The sequence below is a fragment of the Streptomyces sp. NPDC087215 genome (genome assembly GCF_044744885.1).
Classification (GTDB): Bacteria; Actinomycetota; Actinomycetes; order Streptomycetales; family Streptomycetaceae; genus Streptomyces.
In genome coordinates this window covers 624,976-644,112 of sequence record NZ_JBIUZD010000001.1, presented here as the reverse complement: position 1 = coordinate 644,112, position 19,137 = coordinate 624,976, and the positions used below count along the sequence as shown (strand labels likewise).

Sequence of the window (19,137 nt, the reverse complement as noted above, 5' to 3'; positions counted from 1 at the left end):
CGGCACCGGGGCCGTACCGCTCCGCGCCGGGCTCGTACCGCTCCGGACTTTTGCCTCTGAGGCAAGAAACTTGCCTCAGAGGCACGATCCTGGCGGAATGGACACATGGACCACGTCCCCGGGGACAGCACCCCGGCCCCCGCCGTTCCCGACGTCCTGCCGGACGTCGCCCCGCAGCTGCGGGGCCTGCGCCGACGCCGGGGACTGACCCTGGAGACCGCCGCCCAGCGCGCCGGTCTCTCGCCCGCCCATCTCTCGCGGCTGGAGACGGGCAACCGGCAGCCCTCGCTGCCCATGCTCCTCGCCCTCTCCCGCATCTACGGTACGACGGTCTCCGAGCTGCTGGGGGAGACACCCCCCGAACGGGACCCCGTGGTCCGCGCCGGACGTTCCGAGCCCGTCGAGGCGGACGGCTGGATCTACCGGCAGGCGGGCAGCGCCGGGCGCGCCCTCCAGTGCCTGCGGGTCCACGTGCCGTACGCCACCCGGGCGGACATCGTGCGGGTCCACCCCGGTGAGGAGTGGATCCACGTCCTGGAGGGCCGGGTGCGGCTCGCGCTCGGCGAAGCCGTCCACGTCCTCGATCCCGGGGACAGCGCGCACTTCGACTCGCTCACCCCGCACCGCATCGGCGCCGCGACCTCCAGCGGGGCCGAGCTGCTCTTCGTCCACACCCTGATGCAGAGCCCCGTCGCCGAGCTGTGCCTCGGCGACGGAACTCCGCACCGTCGCTGACCCCGCCTGACCCTTCCTCCGAAAGGTTCGACATGTCCGAGAAGCACGCACCGGTCACCGGCGAGGAGCGCGGTGAGGGCAAGTTCCCCAAGGGCCTGGTGCTCCGCCTCTTCGCGTACCTGGTGGCGGGCCACCTCTTCGCCGGCTTCCTGTATCTGCTCTTCATGCTGGGCGGGCAGAACCAGTAGCGCGGACGGCGAGGGGCGGTGGGCCCGACGCGCGGGCGGGCGGTGAGACCGGACCCCGTACGGGTTCGCCGGGGCCGCGCTCCGCAGAGATCGGCGCGGCCCGGACGGTCCGGCTCAGACCTCGGTGAGCAGACGCTCCCGCAGCCGCCCGAGGGTCTCCGGGGTCAGCTTGAGGCCCTCGGCGAGGTAGGTGTCCACCGAGCCCCAGGTCTCCTCGATCGTCTCGAAGGCGCCCCGCAGATACTCCACCCGCGCGTCGAACAGCGGGCTCAGCAGCTCCATCACCTCGGGCGACATGGCGTCGGACGCGGTGGAGCTGCGGCTCACCTTGTAGCGGCGGTGCGGGTCGTTCGACTTCACGTAGTCGGCCTCGATCGCCGAGCGCTCGACCCCGAGGGCGAGCAGGGTGATCGCGATCGAGAGCCCGGCGCGGTCCTTGCCCGCCGCGCAGTGCATCAGGGCGGGGACGCTGTTCTCCGCGAGCGCGTGCAGGATGCGGCTGTGGTCGGCGGTGCGCTCGACCACCATCTTCCGATAGGAATCGGCCATCCGGTCGGCGGCCTTGTCCCCACCGAGGATCTCCCGCAGCTGGGCTATGTCCCCGTCCCGCACCAGCCGCCAGAACTCCTTGCCCTCGGCCGGGTCGTTCAGGGGTATGTTCACGTTGCGCACGCCCGGAAGCTCGACGTCCGCCCCCTCGATGCGCACGTCGGCCTGGTTGCGGAAGTCGAAGACGGTGTGCAGGTCCAGCGAGGCGAGGAAGGCGGCGTCCTCCTCGGTCGCGTGGGCGAGGTGGCCGCTGCGGAACAGACGGCCGGGGCGCACCGCGCGCCCGTCCGTCGTCGGCAGGCCGCCCACGTCCCGGAAGTTGCGGACCTCGGCCAGCTCGGGCTCGTTCGCTTCGGCGGGCGGGACCTGCGGCAGCTGCTGCGTCACGGATGCTCCTGGAGAATTCGGCGTTCGGGGGTACGGCACGGGGCCGATTCCAAGAGCCAATCATCCAGGCAGGACGAACGGGGCGCACCCCCCTGGCTAGGAATGGGCGATCTGTCCGTATTCACACCTTCCGGATAACACGCCCTGATTGCAGATGAGATGGGAATCGGAGCGTGAGCAGCGTCATAGAAGTGACGGATCGTGCCCGGGGCCGCGACGCAATCGCCTTACGGAAAAAGGGAGTCGAAGAAGTGTCATCCACGCAGGGTGACCGGAATTCCGGGCCCGGGAGCGAGCGGACGCCGAACTGATAAAGCATCGGCTTGTTCGCGCCGAAACGCTCGTCTAGCGTCACCGTCAATCCGGTCGGACCGCCGAATCCTGCCACCGTCCGGAATTCCACTCATCCCATGCGTGGCAGGAGCGGGGGACCCAGGAAGTACGCCGGTCCCGCGACGCAGGACGGCTCGGGGTGAAGTCGCGCGAGAGCGCGGCCGGACATCTCCCGTCCGAACCCGACAGCTCACCTCGCAGGCGCCGGAGAGGAATTCGCCATGCCCGCGAAGGGTAAGCACCGCCGTCCCAGGAACAACTCCCTCACCCGGGGCATCGCCGCCGCCGGTACGGGAGGCGCCGTCGTCGCCCTCCCGCTCCTCGGCGCCACCGGTGCCCACGCCGCCGAGCAGACGGCCCCGGCCGCCCCCGCGCGGACCGTCACCGTCGCCGCCCAGGCCAAGGCGCCCGCCGCGGCGCCGGTCGCGGCCCCGGCCGCGCCGAGGACGTACGCCGTCGTCCCTGGCGACCACCTCTCGAAGATCGCCGCCGAGCACCACCTCACCGGTGGCTGGCAGCGGCTCTACGCGGACAACCGCCAGGTCGTCGGCGAGAACCCCTCGTTCATCCTGCCCGGCATGAAGCTCACCCTCGGCGCCAGGAGCACCGCTCCCGCCGCCGCCCCGAAGAGCCCCGCCACGGCCGCCCCGAAGACCGAGCGCAAGGCCCCCGCCGCCCAGGACTCCGGCGACTCCACGCACACCACCCGGAGCTCCGAGCGCCCGGCCGCCCAGGCCACCACCCCGGACTCCGGCTCGTCCACGACGCAGTCCTCCGGCTCCTCGGCCTCCTCCTCCGGCTGGGTCAAGCCCGTCAGCGGCGGCTTCTCCACCCCGTACCGCGCCTCCGGCTCCATGTGGTCCTCCGGTTACCACACCGGTGTCGACTTCATCGCCTCCTCCGGCACCACCGTCCGCGCCGTCGGCGCGGGCACGGTCGTCTCGGCGGGCTGGAGCGGCTCCTACGGCAACGAGGTCGTCATCCAGCACGCCGACGGCAACTACTCGCAGTACGCCCACCTCTCCTCGCTCGCCGTCTCGGCGGGCCAGGCGGTCTCCGGCGGACAGCAGATCGGCCTCTCCGGCTCCACCGGCAATTCCACCGGACCCCACCTCCACTTCGAGATCCGGACCTCGCCGGGCTACGGCTCCGACGTCGATCCGCTGGCCTACCTCCGCCAGCACGGCGTCTCCGTCTGACGCACCCGCCCCACCGAAGGCCCGGCACCCGTGCGTGCCGGGCCTCCGGCGTATTCCGGCTTGGCAATTTCTTTATCGGTGTCATATGTCACCCGGCGTCAACCCCTCCTTACGGTCGCGTAGGTCACATCCGAAAGGGAAGGATGTCCACCCGTGGCAGACGATTCGAGATCAACAGACAAGAACGCATTCGGGTCGTACGCGGCGATCGGTGACAGCTTCACCGAGGGCGTCGGAGACCCCGGACCCGACGGGACGTACCTCGGCTGGGCGGACCGCTTCGCGGTACTGCTCGCCGACCAGCTGCCGGAGCACGAGGCCTTCCGCTACGCCAACCTGGCCGTACGCGGGCGCCTCCTCGACCAGATCGTGGCGGAACAGGTTCCCCGGGCGAGGGAACTCGCCCCCGACCTGGTGACCTTCTGCGCCGGTGGCAACGACATCATCCGCCCCGGCACGGACCCCGACGACGTCGCCGAGCGCTTCGAGCGCGCCGTCGCCGACCTGACCTCCGCCGTCGGCACCGTCATGGTGACCACCGGCTTCGACACCCGTGACGTCCCCGTGCTCAAGCACCTGCGCGGCAAGATCGCCACGTACACCGCCCATGTCCGGTCCATCGCCGACCGCTACGACTGCCCGGTCCTCGACCTGTGGTCGCTGCGGTCCGTGCAGGACCGGCGCGCCTGGGACGACGACCGGTTGCACCTCTCGGCCGAGGGCCACACCCGGGTCGCGCTGCGCGCCGCCCAGGTCCTCGGTCTTCCGGTGCCCGCCGACCCGGACCAGTCCTGGCCGCCGGTCCCGCCGCGCGGCACGCTCGAAGTGCGGCGCGACGACATCCACTGGGCGAGGGAGTACCTCGTACCGTGGATCGGGCGCAGGCTGCGCGGCGAGAGCTCCGGCGACCACGTCGAGGCCAAGCGTCCGGACCTCATGCCCCTCTGAGCGGCACCGAGGCGGGGACGCGCTCCAGGACCCCACCGGCGAACACGTCGTACAGCGGCAGCGTCTCCAGATGGACGTAGCCGATGTGGCAGTCGCAGACGGCGAGGGGGCAGGCGCGGGGCCGCAGGGCCGCACGGTACGAACCGTCGTACAGGTTCCCCAGCTCGGCGCGGACGAAGTGACAGCGCCGGACCGTGCCCTCGCCGTCCACCGAGATCACCGACTCCCCGGTGCGGCAGGGCAGTCCTGCCGACCGGTGAGGATGCCTGCTGTACGGGAAGAGGGGGTCGAGCTCCGTCCACCGCGCGGCCTCCGCGTCGGTGTACGCGTGCCCCTCGGCCGCGTTCACCCACAGGTACACGTGCGGCGGCAGCGCCTCCCGCAGCCGCCGCGCGTGCTCCAGGTGCTCGGGCAGCCCGACCACCCCGACGCTGAACCTGACCCCGAGGTCCACCAGCTCCCCGCACTTGCCGAGGAACCGCTCGTACGGGGTCTGCCCCGGGTGGTACGTGCACCACAGCGCCACGCTCTCCCGGTCCGCCTCGGCCAACCAGTCGGTCCGGCAGCTCAGATTGGTCTGGATCGCCACCCGCTCGATGTGCGCGAGCCGGGACAGATCGACCAGCGCCCGCCGGTACCAGGACCGGACCAGGCCCTCGCCCCACGGGGTGAACAGCACGCGCAGCCGGTCCTCGGCCCGGTCGGCCGCCCACCCGGTGAACCGGTCGAGCGCCGCCCGGTCCGCGCGCAGCAGCTCCCGGCTGTCCCGGCGCTTGGCGAAGGGGCAGTACGGACAGTCGAAGTCGCAGGAGGCGAGCGGCCCCCGGTAGAGCAGGGTCAGGTCCACGGAATCCTCCTACTTCGGCTCGTACGCGGCCATCGCCGCCCGCACGGCGGGGGAGAACAGCTCCGGGCCGAGTCCGTCGGAGTGCGCCAGCCCCTCCGGCGACAGCCGCAGCAGCCCCTCGGGCGCCCCCGCGTCCAGCCAGCCCAGCGCCTCGAACCGGGCCAGCTCCCCGGGGAAGTCCGCGAACGGCGAGGAACCGAACCGCTCCTCGTACCCCGTCACCGGCATCCCCGCGGCCTGGAGCAGCGACTGCAGCAGATGACGGCGACGGGCCTCCCCGGCGTCCACCCGTCTGCCGACCTCCGCGCGCGAGAAGTCCGCCGTCCCCGTGTAGACGTCGATGATCGAGCGGATCTCCCGCATGTCCACCGCGTAGTCGAAGGAGTAGTGGAGCTCCGAGGTGTACGACCTGGCCCCGCAGCCCAGACCGATCATCCCGTCGGTCTGGCAGGCGTGGTCGTCGGGGCCCGACGGCGCCGAGTCCGCCCGCCGGAACATCCGCATCGACACCTGCGCGTACCCCCGTGCCAGGAGGTGGTCGCGGCCGTACCGGTACAGGCGCAGCCGGTGCGCGTCCCACTCCAGGTCGGCGGCCCCGCGCTCGGCCGCCGAGAGCCGGCCGAGCCCGGTCAGCGGACGGACGTACAGGGGATACAGGTACAGCTCCTCCGGCTCCCAGGCGAGGGCCGCGTCCAGCGAGGCGCGCCAGCTCCGCTCCGTCTGCCCGTCGATCCCGTAGATCAGGTCGATGTTCAGCACCGGCACACCGGTGTCCCGGATGCGGCCGAGCGCCGCCTCCACGTCGGCGCGGCGCTGCGGCCGGACCGCCGCCCGCGCCTCGGCCTCCACGAAGCTCTGCACTCCGATGCTGAGCCGGGTCGCGCCCCGCTCGGCGAGGACCGCGAGCCGGTCGGCGGTCGCCGTCGAGGGCGAGGTCTCCACGGACAGGGGTATCGCCCGCAGATCGGCCCCCATGCGCTTCTCCGCCACGTCGCAGAGCCGCTCCAGCTCGGCGGCGGTGAGGAAGGTCGGCGTGCCGCCGCCGAAGGCGGCCGTGGCGAACCGCACCGGGGATCCGTCCCCGAGGGCCTCGCGCACCGCCGTGGCCTGGCGGTCGAGCGCGTCGAGGTAGCGGGTGGTCAGCTCGTCCGGGGCGCCGATACGGGTGAAGAGGTTGCAGAACCCGCAGCGGACCTCGCAGAACGGTATGTGCGCGTAGAGGGAGAGCGCGTCCTTCGGTTCGTCCGCCCAGAGCGCGGCGAGCGGGGGCGTCGGATCGGGGAGCGGACGGTACGCGGTCTTGTGCGGGTACGCGTACACGTAGGCGCGGTACGGGCGGAGGGCGTCGTCCGTCATACCGTGGCCTCCCGTCCGGGGCCCGCCAGCGCGAACTGCGCGTACGGGACGGTCCAGACCACCTCGTGGCCGAGGCGGTGGCCGGTGTACCCGTCCTCCCCGTACGCCGTGCCGTGGTCGGAGCAGACGACCGCGAAGCACGGGCGGCGGCTGCTCATCGCGTCGAACAGCCGCCCGATGTGCCGGTCGACGTACTCCAGTGCCGCCGCGTGGGTGGCCCGGGAGTCGCCGGTCTCGCGGGTCGCGCCCGGCAGGTGGAACCAGTTGGGCTGGTGCAGCGCCGACACGTTGACGAAGAGGAAGAGCTTCCGCTCGGGCGGCAGGGCGGCGACGACCTCCTCGGCGCGCACCACCTGCGACTCGAAGGACGTCGGGGAGGCCACGCCGAACGACGGCTCCCAGTGGCTCTCCTGGAACAGGTCCGGCAGCACGCTCCCGAGCGGCGGCCGCTTGTTGAAGAAGCCGACCCCGCCGACGCACACCGTCCGGTAGCCCGCGTCCGCGAGGCCCGAGACGAAGTCCGGTGTGTCATGGACCCAGGTGCCGTCGGCGGTCGACTCGCTGCCCGCGAAACGCGCCGCGAACAGGCGCGGATGCGGCCCCTGACCGGTCGGCGTCGGCAGGAACCCCGCGAAGATCGCCTGGTGGGAGGCGTACGTGAAGCTGCCCGGTGCGTGCCGCCGCTCCCAGACCCCGCCCGGCAGATGCCGGGCCAGGTGCGGGATGCGGCCCTCGGCGGCCAGCTCCGCCGCCACGTCGTACCGGAGCGTGTCGAGGGTGACCAGGAGCAGGTCGTGGCTTCCGACGATCACGTTCATGTCGGGCCGGGGCATGTCGGCCTGGGACCTGTCGGGCTGGGCTGCGCGGTGCTGCTTCACATGGTGCTCGTTCACGCGGTGCTCGTTCCTGTGGCGCTTGTTCCTGTGGTGCTTGTTCCTGTGGTGCGGTCGGGGTGCCCCGCGGCCGGGCCCCCTTGAGGTGGACGGAAGCCGGGGAGCTGGGCGGCGACCTGCGCCGCGTAGGTGTCGAGGCCCTCGGCGCCGCTGCCGGGCAGCCCCGTGAGACCGGGCAGCAGATCACCGAAGGCGTTGACCTCGCCCACGGCGAACCGGCGCCAGCCCGAGCCGGGCAGCAGGTCCACGCCCACGCACCGGGTGCCGGGGAAGACGGCGGCGGCCCGCTCGCACACCTCCAGCGCGTCCGTCCATCGTCCGCCCGCCGCCGCGATCGCGTCCCGCGCCGCCGCCAGATCGCCCCGGGCGCCGCCCAGGTGCAGATTGGTCATGGGCGAGCGGCTGGTGCGGACCACGGCGTGGGTGGCCCGCCCGTCGACGACGACCACCCGCAGATCGGCCGCCCGGCCGCCCTGAGCCGCCTTCGGCAGCCACCGCTCGACGTGCAGACCGTCAGGAGCCAGGGCGTCCACGATCGCGGCGATCTCCTCCTCGCGCGTGTAGCGCCGGACCCGCAGCGAGTTGAACAGCCGCCCGCCGGGCCCGCGCTCCACCGACGTGGTGGCCTGACACCGCCCCGCCCCGTTGGTCTCGACCGCGAGGACCCCCGAGGCGGACGAGCCGTGCGCGGGCTTCACGAACACCCGGCGCAGCCCCGGCCGCCCGGTCAGCTCCCTGAGGTCCGCCCAGCCGCGCACCGCCGGAGCGGCGGGCCCCGACGTCGGGGACTCCGGCACCGGCACTCCGGCCGTACGGAGCAGACCGTGGCACAGCCGTTTGTCGAACAGGACCGCCAGCTCCGCCGGATCGTCCACGAGCGTGGCGCCCGCCTCGGCCACGGTCCGGCCGAGGTCCGCCGTCGCGGCGACGAACCGCGCGTACCAGCGGCCGGTGCCTTCCACCCGCGCCGGGTCGTCGAGTCCCCGCAGCAGCCGGTCGGCCTCAGGGTCCTCCCCGGGCGAGTCCAGCCGCACGGTCTCGCCCGCCGTGAACCGGGCGGTGCCGCGCAGCACCTCGGGCCAGGACACCGCCCGCGCCTCGGGCAGTCCGGCGGCCCGCAGCGCGTCCTGGAAGAACGCGACACGACGGCCCGCCGGATCACCGACGACCACGAGGCGCGGGCGGGCGGTCATTCGGCGACCGCGACGTACCGGAAGACGTCGCCGTCGCCGTCGTCCTCCGGCTCCTGAGCGTCACTGAGATCGACGGTCACACCGTGCGGTTCGAGCGCGGCGAGCACCCGCAACCGCACCGCGTCCGAGACGTAGTGGTGGGAGAGGTCGAGATGGGTGAGGTGCGTCAGCGGCTGCCCTTCGAGCAGCGCCGTCGCTCCCTCGTCCGTGAGCACCCCCATGGAGAGGTCGAGCCGCTCGATCCGGGCGACCACCGGGGCGCTCGCCACGGCCGAGGCCACCTCGTCCTGGATCAGGCTGTTGCGCAGAGCCAGTCTGCGCAGGGCCGGGAGGGACGAACCGTCGAGCAGCGGGGCCAGGTCCTCGGGCGTGCTGTCGCCGCCGTACTCGTCGGTGCCGAGCCACAGTTCCAGGTCCTCCAGGGCGGGCAGGTCGCTGCCCGCGATCCCGCGCACCACCTCGGCGGGCAGACCGCCCGTCTCCACCCCCAGCTCCCGCAGACCGGTGTGCCGGACCGGATGGAACACCAGACCCGTGCCACCGCGCACACCGAGCCCGCGCAGCTCCGGGTAGGCGGCCAGCAACGGCGTCACATCGGACTGGACGATCCACGAGATCTCGCAGTCCTCCATGACCATGTCGCCCAGGAAGACCGCTTCGAGCCCGGAGAGCCGGTCGTTGGCGCCGATCAGCGCCGTCACGACCTCCGCCGACGAGGTGTCGTACGCCTCGTTCCAGCCACCGACCACGAGGGCCCGCACCCGGCCCGCGTCGACCGCCTTCAGGAACCGCTCGAAGCGCGGCACCCACTGCTCGTCGCGGGGGCCGCAGTACGTGGGGGAGGAGATCCGCCAGGCGACCGCGCCCGCGTCGGGCAGCTCGACCCGGGCTTCCGCGTCCGGGAACTCGAACACGGGCAGGCCGTGGAACTCCTGCAAGTAGTGGCCAATGGTCATGACTGCGCTCCCGGACGACGGATGACGTACGACGTACGCCGTGGATCGACTGACGCCAAGAGTTGTACCAAGCGCCGCTGACAACGCCCCCCGCCGGGTCGGCCCGGAGCCGATTGTCAGTGCCGGGTCCTAGCGTCGTTCCCATGTCCGGCCATCGGCGCCGGACATGGGAAGGGGAGAGCCATGTACCGGCAGGGAGACGTACTGATCGCGCCCGTCGACACGACGGCCGTTCCGGCGCGCGCCAGGACCGCCCCGGGGGAACCCAGGGACGCCAGGGGCCGTATGGTCCTCGCCCTCGGCGAGGTCACCCGGCACGCCCACGCCGTCCCCGGACCCGGCCGGCTCGTCAGGGAGCCGGGCCCCTTCGGCCCGCTCCTGCTCGAACTGCCCGAGGGCGGCCGGGTGGTGCACGAGGAGCACGCGCCGATAGCGCTGCCGAAGGGCTGGTACCGGGTGGTGCGCCAGCGGGAGTACGTGCCCGGCGCGTACCGGATCGTCGCGGACTGACCGAGCGGGACCCGTCTGAGCGGCGATCCGGCCGGGACCGGGCTGGGGACCGGCCGGAACCCGGCCGTGCGCGAAGCCCTGGCCGGGTCCTGGCGGATCAGGGACCCGGCCGAGCGGCCACCCGGCCGGGACCCGGCCCGATCGAGAACGCCCGGGGGCCCGGCCCGACAGGGACTCCGCCGGACGGAGATCCGACAGGGATTCCGGGATTCCGACACAGACCCGGCCGATACCCGGCCGGACAGAGACCTGGGGGGACATCGACATGAACCACACCACCGCACTCGACAAGTGGCGGTCCGTCGCCGCGGTCACCGGGCCCGCCGACCGGCCGGCCGCCGAGGCGGGAGTCCGGCACGCCTACCGCACGGCGGGGCTTCCCGAGCCGGAACGCTTCGTCTGGGCGGACTCGCCGCTGGCCGCCGTCACCCTCGTACCGACCCTGGCGGGCCGGGGCCGCTCGGTACGGGACGAGGTGCGCACCCGGCCGTGGGCCGAGGAGCGCCGCCGCCTCCACGACGCGCTGGGCCCGGCGGGCTGGGCCGCCCACTGGCGGAGCACCGGGGCCGTCCTGTGGGACCTCACCCGGATGCTCGCCGACCGGATACGGGCCGGGGTGACCGACGCCTCCGGGGGCGCGGAGGGGGCGCGGGAGACGAGTGACGCCCGTCTCCTGCTGCTCGACGCGGTGCTCGGACAGCACGACGCCGCCTGGCTCCTCGCCTTCGAAGGACACGGGGACCGGCTCGCGGGTCTCGCCGCCGTCGCCGAGCACGCGGGCTGGTGGTGGCCCTACGAGAACGCCGTCGTGCTCTGCGAGCGGCCCGTCACGCTGCACCGCGACGAAGCAGGGCGCCTCGACCGGGGCGACGGGCCCGCGCTGGCCTTCGCCGACGGCTTCGCCCTGCACGCCTGGCACGGCATGTCCGTGCCCGCCGCCTTCCTCGCCGGGCTCGCCGACCTCACCCCCGAGCGGATACGGGAGGAGGAGAACGCCGAACTGAGGCGCGTGATGCTGGAGCACTACGGCTACGACCGCTACCTCGCCGCCTCCGGCGCCCGGCACCAGCACCGCGACGGAACCGGCAGGCTCTGGCGGATCGCGCTGGACGACGACGAGGACGTGGTGATGGTCGAGGTCGTCAACTCCACGCCCGAGCCGGACGGCAGCCACCGCACCTACTGGCTCCGGGTGCCGCCCACCACCCGGACCGCCCGCGAAGGAGTCGCCTGGACCTTCGGACTCCACGCCGACGCCTACCGGCCGCTCGTCGAGACCTGAGCACCCGGCCGGTGACGGACAGTCCGTTCGGGACGAACCGGCCGGGAGCGGACAGCGTGGTTCATGCGGAAGAGTGAAGGGGCGCGCCGCCAGGTGTGGCGTACGGGTGGTGGCGGCGCCGGGTGCTGGGATGTGCCCGCCGGAGCCCCGGCACCCATTCCCGAAGGGACCGACAGCCCGTGACGATCCGACGGCCCAGCGCCGCCCGTACCGCCCGACTGCTCGCCGCCACCGCCGTGCTCGGCGGCCTCCTCGTCGGCACCGCCGGCCCCGCCCTGGCCGCCACGCCCGAGCGGTCGGCCCTCCGCGCCACGACCCCGGCGCAGACGCCCGCGACGGTCTCCGTCACCGGCAACGGACGGGCTGCCGCCGCGCCCGACCTGGCGATCCTGTCCGTCGGCGTCGAGGCCACCCGCAAGACCGCGAAGGAGGCGATGGCCGCCCAGAGCAAGGCGTCGGAGGCCCTTCTGGACGTCCTGCGCAGACAGGGGATCGACGAGCGGGACATCCGCACCGACAGCCTCTCGCTCGCTCCGGTCTACACCCAGAACACCGAGGGGGAGAGCAAGGTGACCGGCTACCAGGCGGGCCAGACCTTCTCCGTGAAGGTCCGCGACATCGACCGGACGGGCCACGTCGTCGGCGTCGTCAACGACGCCACGGGGGAGGAGGGCCGGATCAACGGAGTCGTCTTCGACGTCGCCGACCCGACCTCGCTCCGGGTGAAGGCCCGGGAGGCGGCCTACCGGGACGCGCACGACAAGGCGGAGCAGCACGCCCGGCTGAGCGGCCACCGGCTCGGCCGTCTGGTCTCCCTCAGCGAGGGCGAGTCGGTACGCCCGAGCCCCGGCGCCGCGCCCGGCATGTCCGCCGACGAGCCGAGCGTGCCGCTGGCCCCCGGCGAGATCGAGGAGCAGATCACGGTCTCGGCGGTCTTCGAACTGATCTGAACCGAGAACGGCCACGGTCGGCCGCCCCGAACCCGCGAGGGCCACGGGCGGACCGGGCGGCCGACCGGACCCGACGACATGCCCATGGGTGGGCCGGGCGATGGGTCCCACAGGCCTGCGGGGCGGTGGGCGGCCGGGCCTGAGGGCCTGTGGGGCGGTCACGCGTCGGCGGTCGGCCCCGAGGCCGCTCCCGCCGTGACGGCCCGCCCCTGCCTGGTGTGGTCTGCCGGTCGACCGTCCGGCAGGAGCCGCCTGCCGGTCCATGTACCGGTCAGACGATGACGGCCGTCAGCCGGTCGCCGGTCAGACAAACAGCCCCGTCGGCCCGTCGGCCCGTCGGACAGTCAGCTCGTCGGCCGGTCGGTCCGTCGGCCGGTCGGCCCTTCGCTCTGGCGGTCGGACAATCACACCCCATCGCTCGGGTCATCGCTGTTCCGGCGGTCGAGCCCGGCGGTCAGCCCGTGTGCTCCCCGGCTGTCACGCCCGCCCGCTCGCCCTGGGCTCCCTGACCGGTCCGCCGGGTGCCCTCGTGCCCGGCGGACCGGTCGCCTCCTCGGCGGTCGTGCCGTCGCCGACGTGGCTCTCGGCGTCCGGGAGCCCGAGTTCACGGACGAGCGCGGCGTCCGCCCAGCGCAGCATCGCGGCGCGGGAGAGGCCCCCGGGGTAGGCGGTCGTCTGCACCGCGAGGCCGTCGAGGAAGGCGGTGAGCCGCCACGCCGCCGCCATCGGGTCCGCGCAGTGGAACTCCCCGGCGGCGGTCCCCTCCGTGATCACTTCCACCAGCGCCCGCTTCCACTCCTGGTCGAGCGTGTGAGCGACCTGGCGCAGCTCCGGGTCGCGCAGTGAGGCCGCCCAGCCCTCGATCCACAGCCGCCAGCCCTTGGCCCGTCCGGTCGGGGCGTACCAGCGCACGGCGGCGCGCAGCCGCCGCACCGCGCTGGAGCGGCGCCGGAGGATCTGCCGAAGCCGGGCGAGGTCGCCCTCGGCGGCATGAGTGAAGGCGGCCGTGACCAGCTGTTCCTTCGAGGAGAAGTGGTAGAGCACCAGGGCGTTGCTGACACCCAGCGCGGTGGCGACGTCGGCGATCCGGACGGCCCCGACGCCCCGGGCCTCGATCTGCTCGACGGCGGCCCGGAGCAGTTCCTCCCGCCGTTCGGCCACGCTCAACCGCACTCTTGCCACGCGGGCAGCCTACACAGCACATGACACGGGCATGATCATCACAAGTGCCGACCGTGCACCACCCATCACACGAGACCTGCCCTTTCCCACCCGTTACGTGCCCCGAGCCCGCCCCTTCCGGACGGTGCGACCGGGGCCGTACGGCCGAGGGGGTGCGAGCCCGGCCCCGTACCGCCTTCGACGGACTCAGTACCAGCCGTAGCGCTCGGCGATCACCGGCAGTCGTTCCGCGACCAGCGCGTGCGTCGCGGCGCGCGGGCTCGTACCGTCCGCCTCCGCGCGGTCGAGCGTGCCGCCGACGAGTGCCCGCATGGCTCCGCGCACCCGGCCGAAAGCCTGGTCGGCGTCGGCCTCGATGTCGCCGAAGAGCGTCCACCACCACCAGGCGTTGGTGCACGAGTTCACGACCACGTCGGGCAGGACCGTCACACCGCGCGCGGTGAGCGCCTCCTCGGCGTCCGGCAGGACCGGCATGTTGGCCGCCTCGGCGATCCAGCGGGCCGTGATCCGGCCCTGGTTCCCGGCGTCGATCGCGTACGAGACGGCCGCCGGGACCAGTACCTCCGCGTCGGCCGCGAGCCAGGCGTCGCCGGGCTCCTCCCGGTCACCGGGCCGCAGGGCCGCGCGGTCGACGGTCCCGTGGGCGTCCCGGGCGGCGAGCAGGGCCTCGACGTCCAGGCCCCCGGGGTTCACGATCGTGCCCCGGACATCGGCGACGGCGACCACCAGGAGGCCCGCCCGCGCCAGGAACCGGGCGGTCGCCCCGCCCATCGTGCCGAGCCCCTGCACGGCCACCCGGGTCCCGGGGTGCGCCCGCCCGGCCCGGTCGAGGGCGACGAGCACGGACTCGGCGACCCCGAGACCGCCGACCAGCGCGTCGAGGCCTATGCCGTCCACCCGGACCGCGAAGGCGTCCGCGAGCCGCTTCCGGGCGGCGGCCTCGTCGTCGAGGAGCGGGTACACGGCCTGCACCGAGGAGACGAGGCCCGCCTCGGCCACGGCCCGGTCCACCACGTCCTGGGTGAGCCCCAGGTCCTCACCTGTGGTCCAGAACCGCTCGACGTACGGACGCATCGCGCGCAGATAGCGCACCAGCACGCCGTACGCCTCGGGGGAGCGGGGGTCGCAGTCGACGCCGCCCTTGGCGCCGCCCAGCGGCACGTACCGGGCGGTCTCGTCGTAGTGCAGGGCCTCCTTCATGGTCATGCCACGGGCGAGTCCTGCGACCTCCGCCTCCGTGCACCCCTCCCGCATCCGCAGTCCACCGCTGGCCACCCCGCGCACCAGCCGGTCCACCACGAGGTACCCCCGGCACCCGGTCACATGATCGGTCCAGCGGACGGACATCAGGGGGGCGGCGCTCATGACGGGACTCCTCCGGGCGGGACGGGGTCCGCGGTCCATGCCGAACCGCGGTCCATACTGAACAGCTGTTCAGTATGGACGATGGTCGGGTGCCCAAGCCGACCGCCCTCCGGCAACCTGACCGCCCGGCTGGCGAGCACCGACCGACCGGCCGCCGCCCGAACCTCCCGCCGCGTGCCTGCCCGCGCGCCCCTCCTCCTCCCGGAGGGCGTCGGCCCGACCGTCCTGTCCGGTCGGTGGGTATCCACGGGCCGGTCCGTCCCGTCGGCCAAGCGCCGACCGCCTGCCCCTCCCCAGCGCCAGCCGGACCGTCCCGCCCCGGCGGCAAATGCCCATGAGCCGGACTGTCCGTCCCGGCGGCAAGCACCCATGAGCCGGACCGTCCGCCCGGTGGCAAGCAGCGACCGACCTCCCCACGCCACCCTGGGCCCGGACCACCCCGCCGATCAGCCTCCAGCCCCAGCCCCGCCCTCTTCACAGGCCCCTGCCTCTCACCGGACCCAGCCCCCCTCACCGGCCCCCACCGCTTCGACCGGCACAGGAGACGCGCCCTCTTCGCGGCCCCAGCCCCTTCCCGAGCGCCTCGGGCGTCCTGCCCCGGGCCGTCCCCCCTTCCTCCAGCGCCCCGCCCCCGCCCCTCCTCCCGCCCGTCAGTGATCTTCCCCGCCCGCCCGCCCCGGTCGTCCTTCGCGGTAGCCGCCCATAATGGAACGACCCCCAGAGATCAGGAGGTCCTGTGACCGGTACCGGCTCCGACCGTTCGCCGCGGGCCCGGCTGCGCGCGCTCCGCCCCGAGTCCTTCGGCGCGGACCCCACGGGTGCGCGCCTCGCCCGCATCCGGCGCTCGCCGAACTTCGCGGACGGAATCTTCCAGAACCCCGAACAGGCCCGCCGGGGCCCCTCCGGCTCCGGCGTCGAGTTCGCCAAGATCTACTTCGACAAGGAAGGACGCTCGCGCCGCGCCCCCACCGGCACGATCCCGGTCCACCCCACCACCGTCGCCGACCTGGCCCGCCCCCCGGCCACCGGCCTGCGGCTGACCTGGATGGGGCATTCCGGCGTCCTCGCCGAGATCGACGGCCACCGGGTCCTCTTCGACCCGGTCTGGGGCGAGCGCTGCTCCCCGTTCCCCTTCGCGGGGCCGAAGCGCCTCCACCCCGTGCCCGCGCCGCTCGCCGCGCTCGGCCCGGTCGACGTCGTGGTGATCTCGCACGACCACTACGACCACCTGGACCTGCCGACGATCAAGGAGCTGGCCGCCACCGACACCGTCTTCGCGGTGCCGCTCGGCGTCGGCGCGCACCTGGAACGCTGGGGCGTCCCCGCCTCCCGGCTGCGCGAGCTGGACTGGAACGAGTCCACCTCGATCGGCGACCTGCGCCTGACCGCCACCCCCGCCCGGCACTTCTGCGGCCGGGGCCTGCGCAACCGTCAGATGACCCTGTGGGCGTCCTGGGCGGTCGCCGGGCCCGAGCACCGTGTCTTCCACAGCGGTGACACGGGCTACTTCCCGGGATTCAAGGACATCGGCGCGGCCCACGGCCCCTTCGACGCCACCATGATCCAGATCGGTGCGTATTCCGAGTACTGGCCCGACATCCACATGACCCCCGCTGAGGGGATGCGGGCGCACCTTGATCTCCAGGGCGGCGCACCGCACGGCGTGATGCTGCCGATCCACTGGGGCACCTTCAACCTGGCCCCGCACCCGTGGGCCGAGCCGGGGGAGGGCACGGTGACGGCCGCCGCCGGGGCCGTCCAGCGCATCGCCCTGCCGATCCCCGGCCAGCCCTTCGAGCCCGGTGCCGAGCGGCTGCCGGACACCCCGTGGTGGCGGCCGGTCGCCAAGGTCCCTCAGGGCGGATGGAACACCACGGACGTCACAGAGGGTGACGGTCACCCCAGGGGTATGGCCGGAGCGGATGGGGACGAAAAGGCCGCCCCGGGGGCCGGGACGTCCCCCGAGGGCCCCGGTGCGGACTCCGGCCGGGGTGCCCCGGAGGCCGCGCGCACCCCCTGACACCAGAAGCGGACCAAGCTGGTCCGGTCCTGCCCCGGGGGCGTACGAAACTCCGGGCGGGGGACGATTTCCGCAGAGGGCGGAGGTGCGACGGCACCTCCGCCCTCTGTCGTCCCCGCCCGTCCAGCCCGTCCGGGCGGCTCTTCCCGGCCATGCCGTTCGCTTTCGGCCGGTGTTCTCGGTCAGTCGTGCGAGCGGCACTACCAGACGAGGCAGCTCTACGGGTGAGTTTGCCAACTGCGCATCACGCGTGAACGGTTGGCGACTACAGTGTGTGGTCGGTGATCATCGGTAGGTTCATCGCACCCCGTCGTCCACCTCGCTGAAGAATCCACCCTCAGCGACCCCCTGCAACGCCGATTCCTGGGCACGTACCAAGGACACTCATGTCTCAACTTCGCGCACCCGCCCCGCGGTCCGATCGCCGCGAGGGCGGGCGGCACGGCCGGACAGGCGCCCGGCCCGCCTCCGGCGGCAACACCCCCCAGGTGCAACCTCCCGCGTCGCACACGACGGAAGCCCGCATACGCCCCCAACTCCTGCGTACCTCGGTGCTCCCCGCCGTCGCGGTGGCGCTCGGCTGGGCGGCGGCCGTGCTGTTCACCATCCGGTCCACCGGTGCCGAACCCACCTCCGGCCTCTGGATCGCGCTCACCGGCGCCGCCGCCCTCACGGTCGCCTCCGTGACCGCCGCCGCGCTCGGCGCGGACCGCGCCGCGAGAGCCGTGCGCGACCGCTGCGAAGCCCTGCGCCGCTCCGGTGTCAGGGGACAGTCCGAACTCCGCACCATCGTCGAACACCTGAGCAAGGGGGAGCAGCTCCCGGCCCGCGCCGCACTTCCGCCGAACGGCCCGGGAGACGACGAGTTCGACCTGCTCGCCCGGGAACTGGCCCGCTCCCACGAAGCCGCCGTGGCCGCCGTCGTCCAGGCCGCGAAGCTCGCCGGCCCCACCGGCAACGAGCAGAAGGTCGAGGTCTTCGTCCACCTCGCCCGGCGCCTGCAGTCCCTCGTCCACCGCGAGATCCAGCTCCTCGACGAGCTGGAGAACGAGGTCGAGGACCCCGACCTGCTCAAGGGACTGTTCCACGTCGACCATCTGGCCACCCGGGTCCGTCGGCACGCCGAGAACCTGGCGGTGCTCGGCGGCGCCGTCTCCCGGCGCCAGTGGTCGAACCCCGTCAGCATGACCGAGGTGCTGCGCTCCTCCATCGCCGAGGTCGAGCAGTACCCCCGGGTGAAGCTGGTCCCGCCGATCGACGGCACCCTCCGGGGACACGCCGTCGCCGACGTCATCCACCTCCTCGCCGAACTGGTCGAGAACGCCACGCTCTTCTCCGCGCCGCACACCACCGTCCTGCTCCGCGCGCAGTACGTCTCCGCCGGCCTCGCGATCGAGGTCGAGGACCGCGGTCTCGGTATGCCCGTCAGCGAACAGGCCAGGATGAACACCCTGCTCGCCGACCCCGACCAGGTCAGCGCCGCGCATCTCCTCCAGGACGGCCGCATCGGACTGTTCGTGGTCTCCGCGCTGGCCCGTCGCCACGGCATCACCGCACGCCTCCAGTCCAACATCTACGGCGGTGTCCAGGCCGTCCTCGTCCTTCCGCAGGGCCTCCTCGGCACCGACGCCGACTGTCTGTCCACACCCGAGCACCGGACCTCCGCCCACCCCGTCCCCCCGGTTCCCGTACCGGGCCAGAGCCCGGCACCGACCGCCTCGGCGCCCCCGCCGAAGCAGACGCCCCAGACCCCCACCCCCCCTCCGGCCCCCACCCCCCCCAGCCGCCCGGAGCCCGCCCGTACCCCGAGGAGGAGCGGATACGGCGAACAGCCCCGTACCTCCACGGCCGACACCTACGGCGACCCCACGAGCATCCCCGCGCCCAGCGGGTACGCGGAGCCCCTCCGCACCCCGGCCCCGCACGGCCACCCCGACCCCACCCGTACCCCCGCCGCCGACCCCACCCGGTCCGACGACGCCCGTACGGGGCCGCCCGCATCCCTCCTCGCGCCGCTCCCCACAGCGCCCGCGGACCGCGGACGGCCCCTGCTCCCCAGGCGACGCGCCCAGGAACACATCGCGCCCCAGCTGCGTGACGAACCCCTGGTCCGCAAGCCCGAGGACCACGCCCTGCACGACCCCGGCCTGATGGCCGCGTTCCAGCGCGGCATCGGTCTCGCCGAATCCCAGCCGACCCCCCACGAACCGTCGCTCCCCGGCGACGCGCGCAAGGAGTAGATGC

The 19,137-nt window shown here is 73.5% G+C and carries 17 protein-coding genes and 1 riboswitch; of the genes, 9 read left to right on the top strand and 8 right to left on the bottom strand.

The window, feature by feature from the left end; genetic code table 11:
- Positions 1-105: 105 nt before the first annotated feature.
- Together ACIO92_RS02690 and ACIO92_RS02685 are read left to right on the top strand one after the other, a co-directional pair.
- A complete protein-coding gene (locus ACIO92_RS02690) occupies positions 106-735 on the top strand; it encodes an XRE family transcriptional regulator (RefSeq protein ID WP_366442911.1) in 630 nt (209 codons plus the stop codon).
- A 32-nt stretch (positions 736-767) separates the two neighbouring features.
- Positions 768-923, top strand: a complete 156-nt coding sequence (locus ACIO92_RS02685) for a DUF6126 family protein (RefSeq protein ID WP_366442912.1) — start codon at positions 768-770, stop codon at positions 921-923.
- A 114-nt stretch (positions 924-1,037) separates the two neighbouring features.
- Here the strand turns inward: ACIO92_RS02685 and ACIO92_RS02680 are convergent, their stop codons facing one another.
- Complete coding sequence (locus ACIO92_RS02680; protein ID WP_402281129.1) at positions 1,038-1,859, bottom strand: tyrosine-protein phosphatase; 822 nt, start codon at positions 1,857-1,859, stop codon at positions 1,038-1,040.
- 394 nt (positions 1,860-2,253) lie between these two features.
- Positions 2,254-2,409: riboswitch (cyclic di-AMP (ydaO/yuaA leader) on the top strand.
- Between the two features lie 4 nt (positions 2,410-2,413).
- Here ACIO92_RS02680 and ACIO92_RS02675 point away from each other — a divergent pair.
- The gene (locus ACIO92_RS02675; RefSeq protein ID WP_402281131.1) at positions 2,414-3,391 is read left to right on the top strand and encodes a peptidoglycan DD-metalloendopeptidase family protein; all 978 of its coding nucleotides are present in this window, start codon (positions 2,414-2,416) and stop codon (positions 3,389-3,391) included.
- Positions 3,392-3,544: 153 nt separating this feature from the next.
- Positions 3,545-4,339, top strand: coding sequence for an SGNH/GDSL hydrolase family protein (locus ACIO92_RS02670; protein WP_366442915.1), 795 nt, complete (start codon positions 3,545-3,547; stop codon positions 4,337-4,339).
- Here ACIO92_RS02670 and ACIO92_RS02665 read toward each other — a convergent pair.
- From ACIO92_RS02665 to ACIO92_RS02645, 5 genes are all read right to left on the bottom strand, one after another.
- On the bottom strand, positions 4,326-5,186 hold the full coding sequence (locus ACIO92_RS02665) for an STM4011 family radical SAM protein (protein WP_402281133.1): 861 nt from the start codon (positions 5,184-5,186) through the stop codon (positions 4,326-4,328). The genes ACIO92_RS02670 and ACIO92_RS02665 overlap by 14 nt on opposite strands.
- A gap of 9 nt (positions 5,187-5,195) precedes the next feature.
- The gene (locus ACIO92_RS02660) at positions 5,196-6,542 is read right to left on the bottom strand and encodes an STM4012 family radical SAM protein (protein ID WP_366442917.1); all 1,347 of its coding nucleotides are present in this window, start codon (positions 6,540-6,542) and stop codon (positions 5,196-5,198) included.
- Positions 6,539-7,360 (bottom strand): STM4013/SEN3800 family hydrolase, encoded by an 822-nt coding sequence (locus ACIO92_RS02655; protein ID WP_366442942.1) that lies wholly within the window; start codon positions 7,358-7,360, stop codon positions 6,539-6,541. The genes ACIO92_RS02660 and ACIO92_RS02655 overlap by 4 nt, the downstream gene beginning before the upstream one ends.
- Before the next feature lie 71 nt (positions 7,361-7,431).
- Positions 7,432-8,628 (bottom strand): STM4014 family protein, encoded by a 1,197-nt coding sequence (locus ACIO92_RS02650; protein ID WP_402281135.1) that lies wholly within the window; start codon positions 8,626-8,628, stop codon positions 7,432-7,434.
- Entirely contained in the window at positions 8,625-9,584 is a 960-nt protein-coding gene (locus ACIO92_RS02645) for an STM4015 family protein (RefSeq protein WP_366442919.1), read from the bottom strand. Before ACIO92_RS02645 ends, ACIO92_RS02650 begins: the two co-directional genes overlap by 4 nt.
- Positions 9,585-9,767: 183 nt before the next feature.
- Between ACIO92_RS02645 and ACIO92_RS02640 the strand changes: the two genes are divergently transcribed.
- From ACIO92_RS02640 to ACIO92_RS02630, 3 genes are all read left to right on the top strand, one after another.
- The gene (locus tag ACIO92_RS02640) at positions 9,768-10,094 is read left to right on the top strand and encodes a hypothetical protein (protein ID WP_366442920.1); all 327 of its coding nucleotides are present in this window, start codon (positions 9,768-9,770) and stop codon (positions 10,092-10,094) included.
- A gap of 265 nt (positions 10,095-10,359) precedes the next feature.
- Positions 10,360-11,376, top strand: coding sequence for a DUF6745 domain-containing protein (locus ACIO92_RS02635; protein ID WP_402281138.1), 1,017 nt, complete (start codon positions 10,360-10,362; stop codon positions 11,374-11,376).
- Between the two features lie 179 nt (positions 11,377-11,555).
- Complete coding sequence (locus ACIO92_RS02630) at positions 11,556-12,326, top strand: SIMPL domain-containing protein (RefSeq protein WP_401242385.1); 771 nt, start codon at positions 11,556-11,558, stop codon at positions 12,324-12,326.
- A gap of 477 nt (positions 12,327-12,803) precedes the next feature.
- On the opposite strand, the gene ACIO92_RS02625 is transcribed toward ACIO92_RS02630, so the two are convergent.
- Together ACIO92_RS02625 and ACIO92_RS02620 are read right to left on the bottom strand one after the other, a co-directional pair.
- Positions 12,804-13,508, bottom strand: a complete 705-nt coding sequence (locus ACIO92_RS02625; protein ID WP_402056258.1) for a TetR/AcrR family transcriptional regulator — start codon at positions 13,506-13,508, stop codon at positions 12,804-12,806.
- Positions 13,509-13,694: 186 nt separating this feature from the next.
- Complete coding sequence (locus ACIO92_RS02620; protein WP_402281141.1) at positions 13,695-14,873, bottom strand: Glu/Leu/Phe/Val dehydrogenase dimerization domain-containing protein; 1,179 nt, start codon at positions 14,871-14,873, stop codon at positions 13,695-13,697.
- Between the two features lie 736 nt (positions 14,874-15,609).
- Between ACIO92_RS02620 and ACIO92_RS02615 the strand changes: the two genes are divergently transcribed.
- Positions 15,610-16,893, top strand: a complete 1,284-nt coding sequence (locus ACIO92_RS02615; RefSeq protein ID WP_402281143.1) for an MBL fold metallo-hydrolase — start codon at positions 15,610-15,612, stop codon at positions 16,891-16,893.
- A gap of 386 nt (positions 16,894-17,279) precedes the next feature.
- Positions 17,280-19,133 (top strand): sensor histidine kinase, encoded by a 1,854-nt coding sequence (locus tag ACIO92_RS02610; RefSeq protein ID WP_402281145.1) that lies wholly within the window; start codon positions 17,280-17,282, stop codon positions 19,131-19,133.
- The last annotated feature ends 4 nt before the right edge of the window (positions 19,134-19,137 follow it).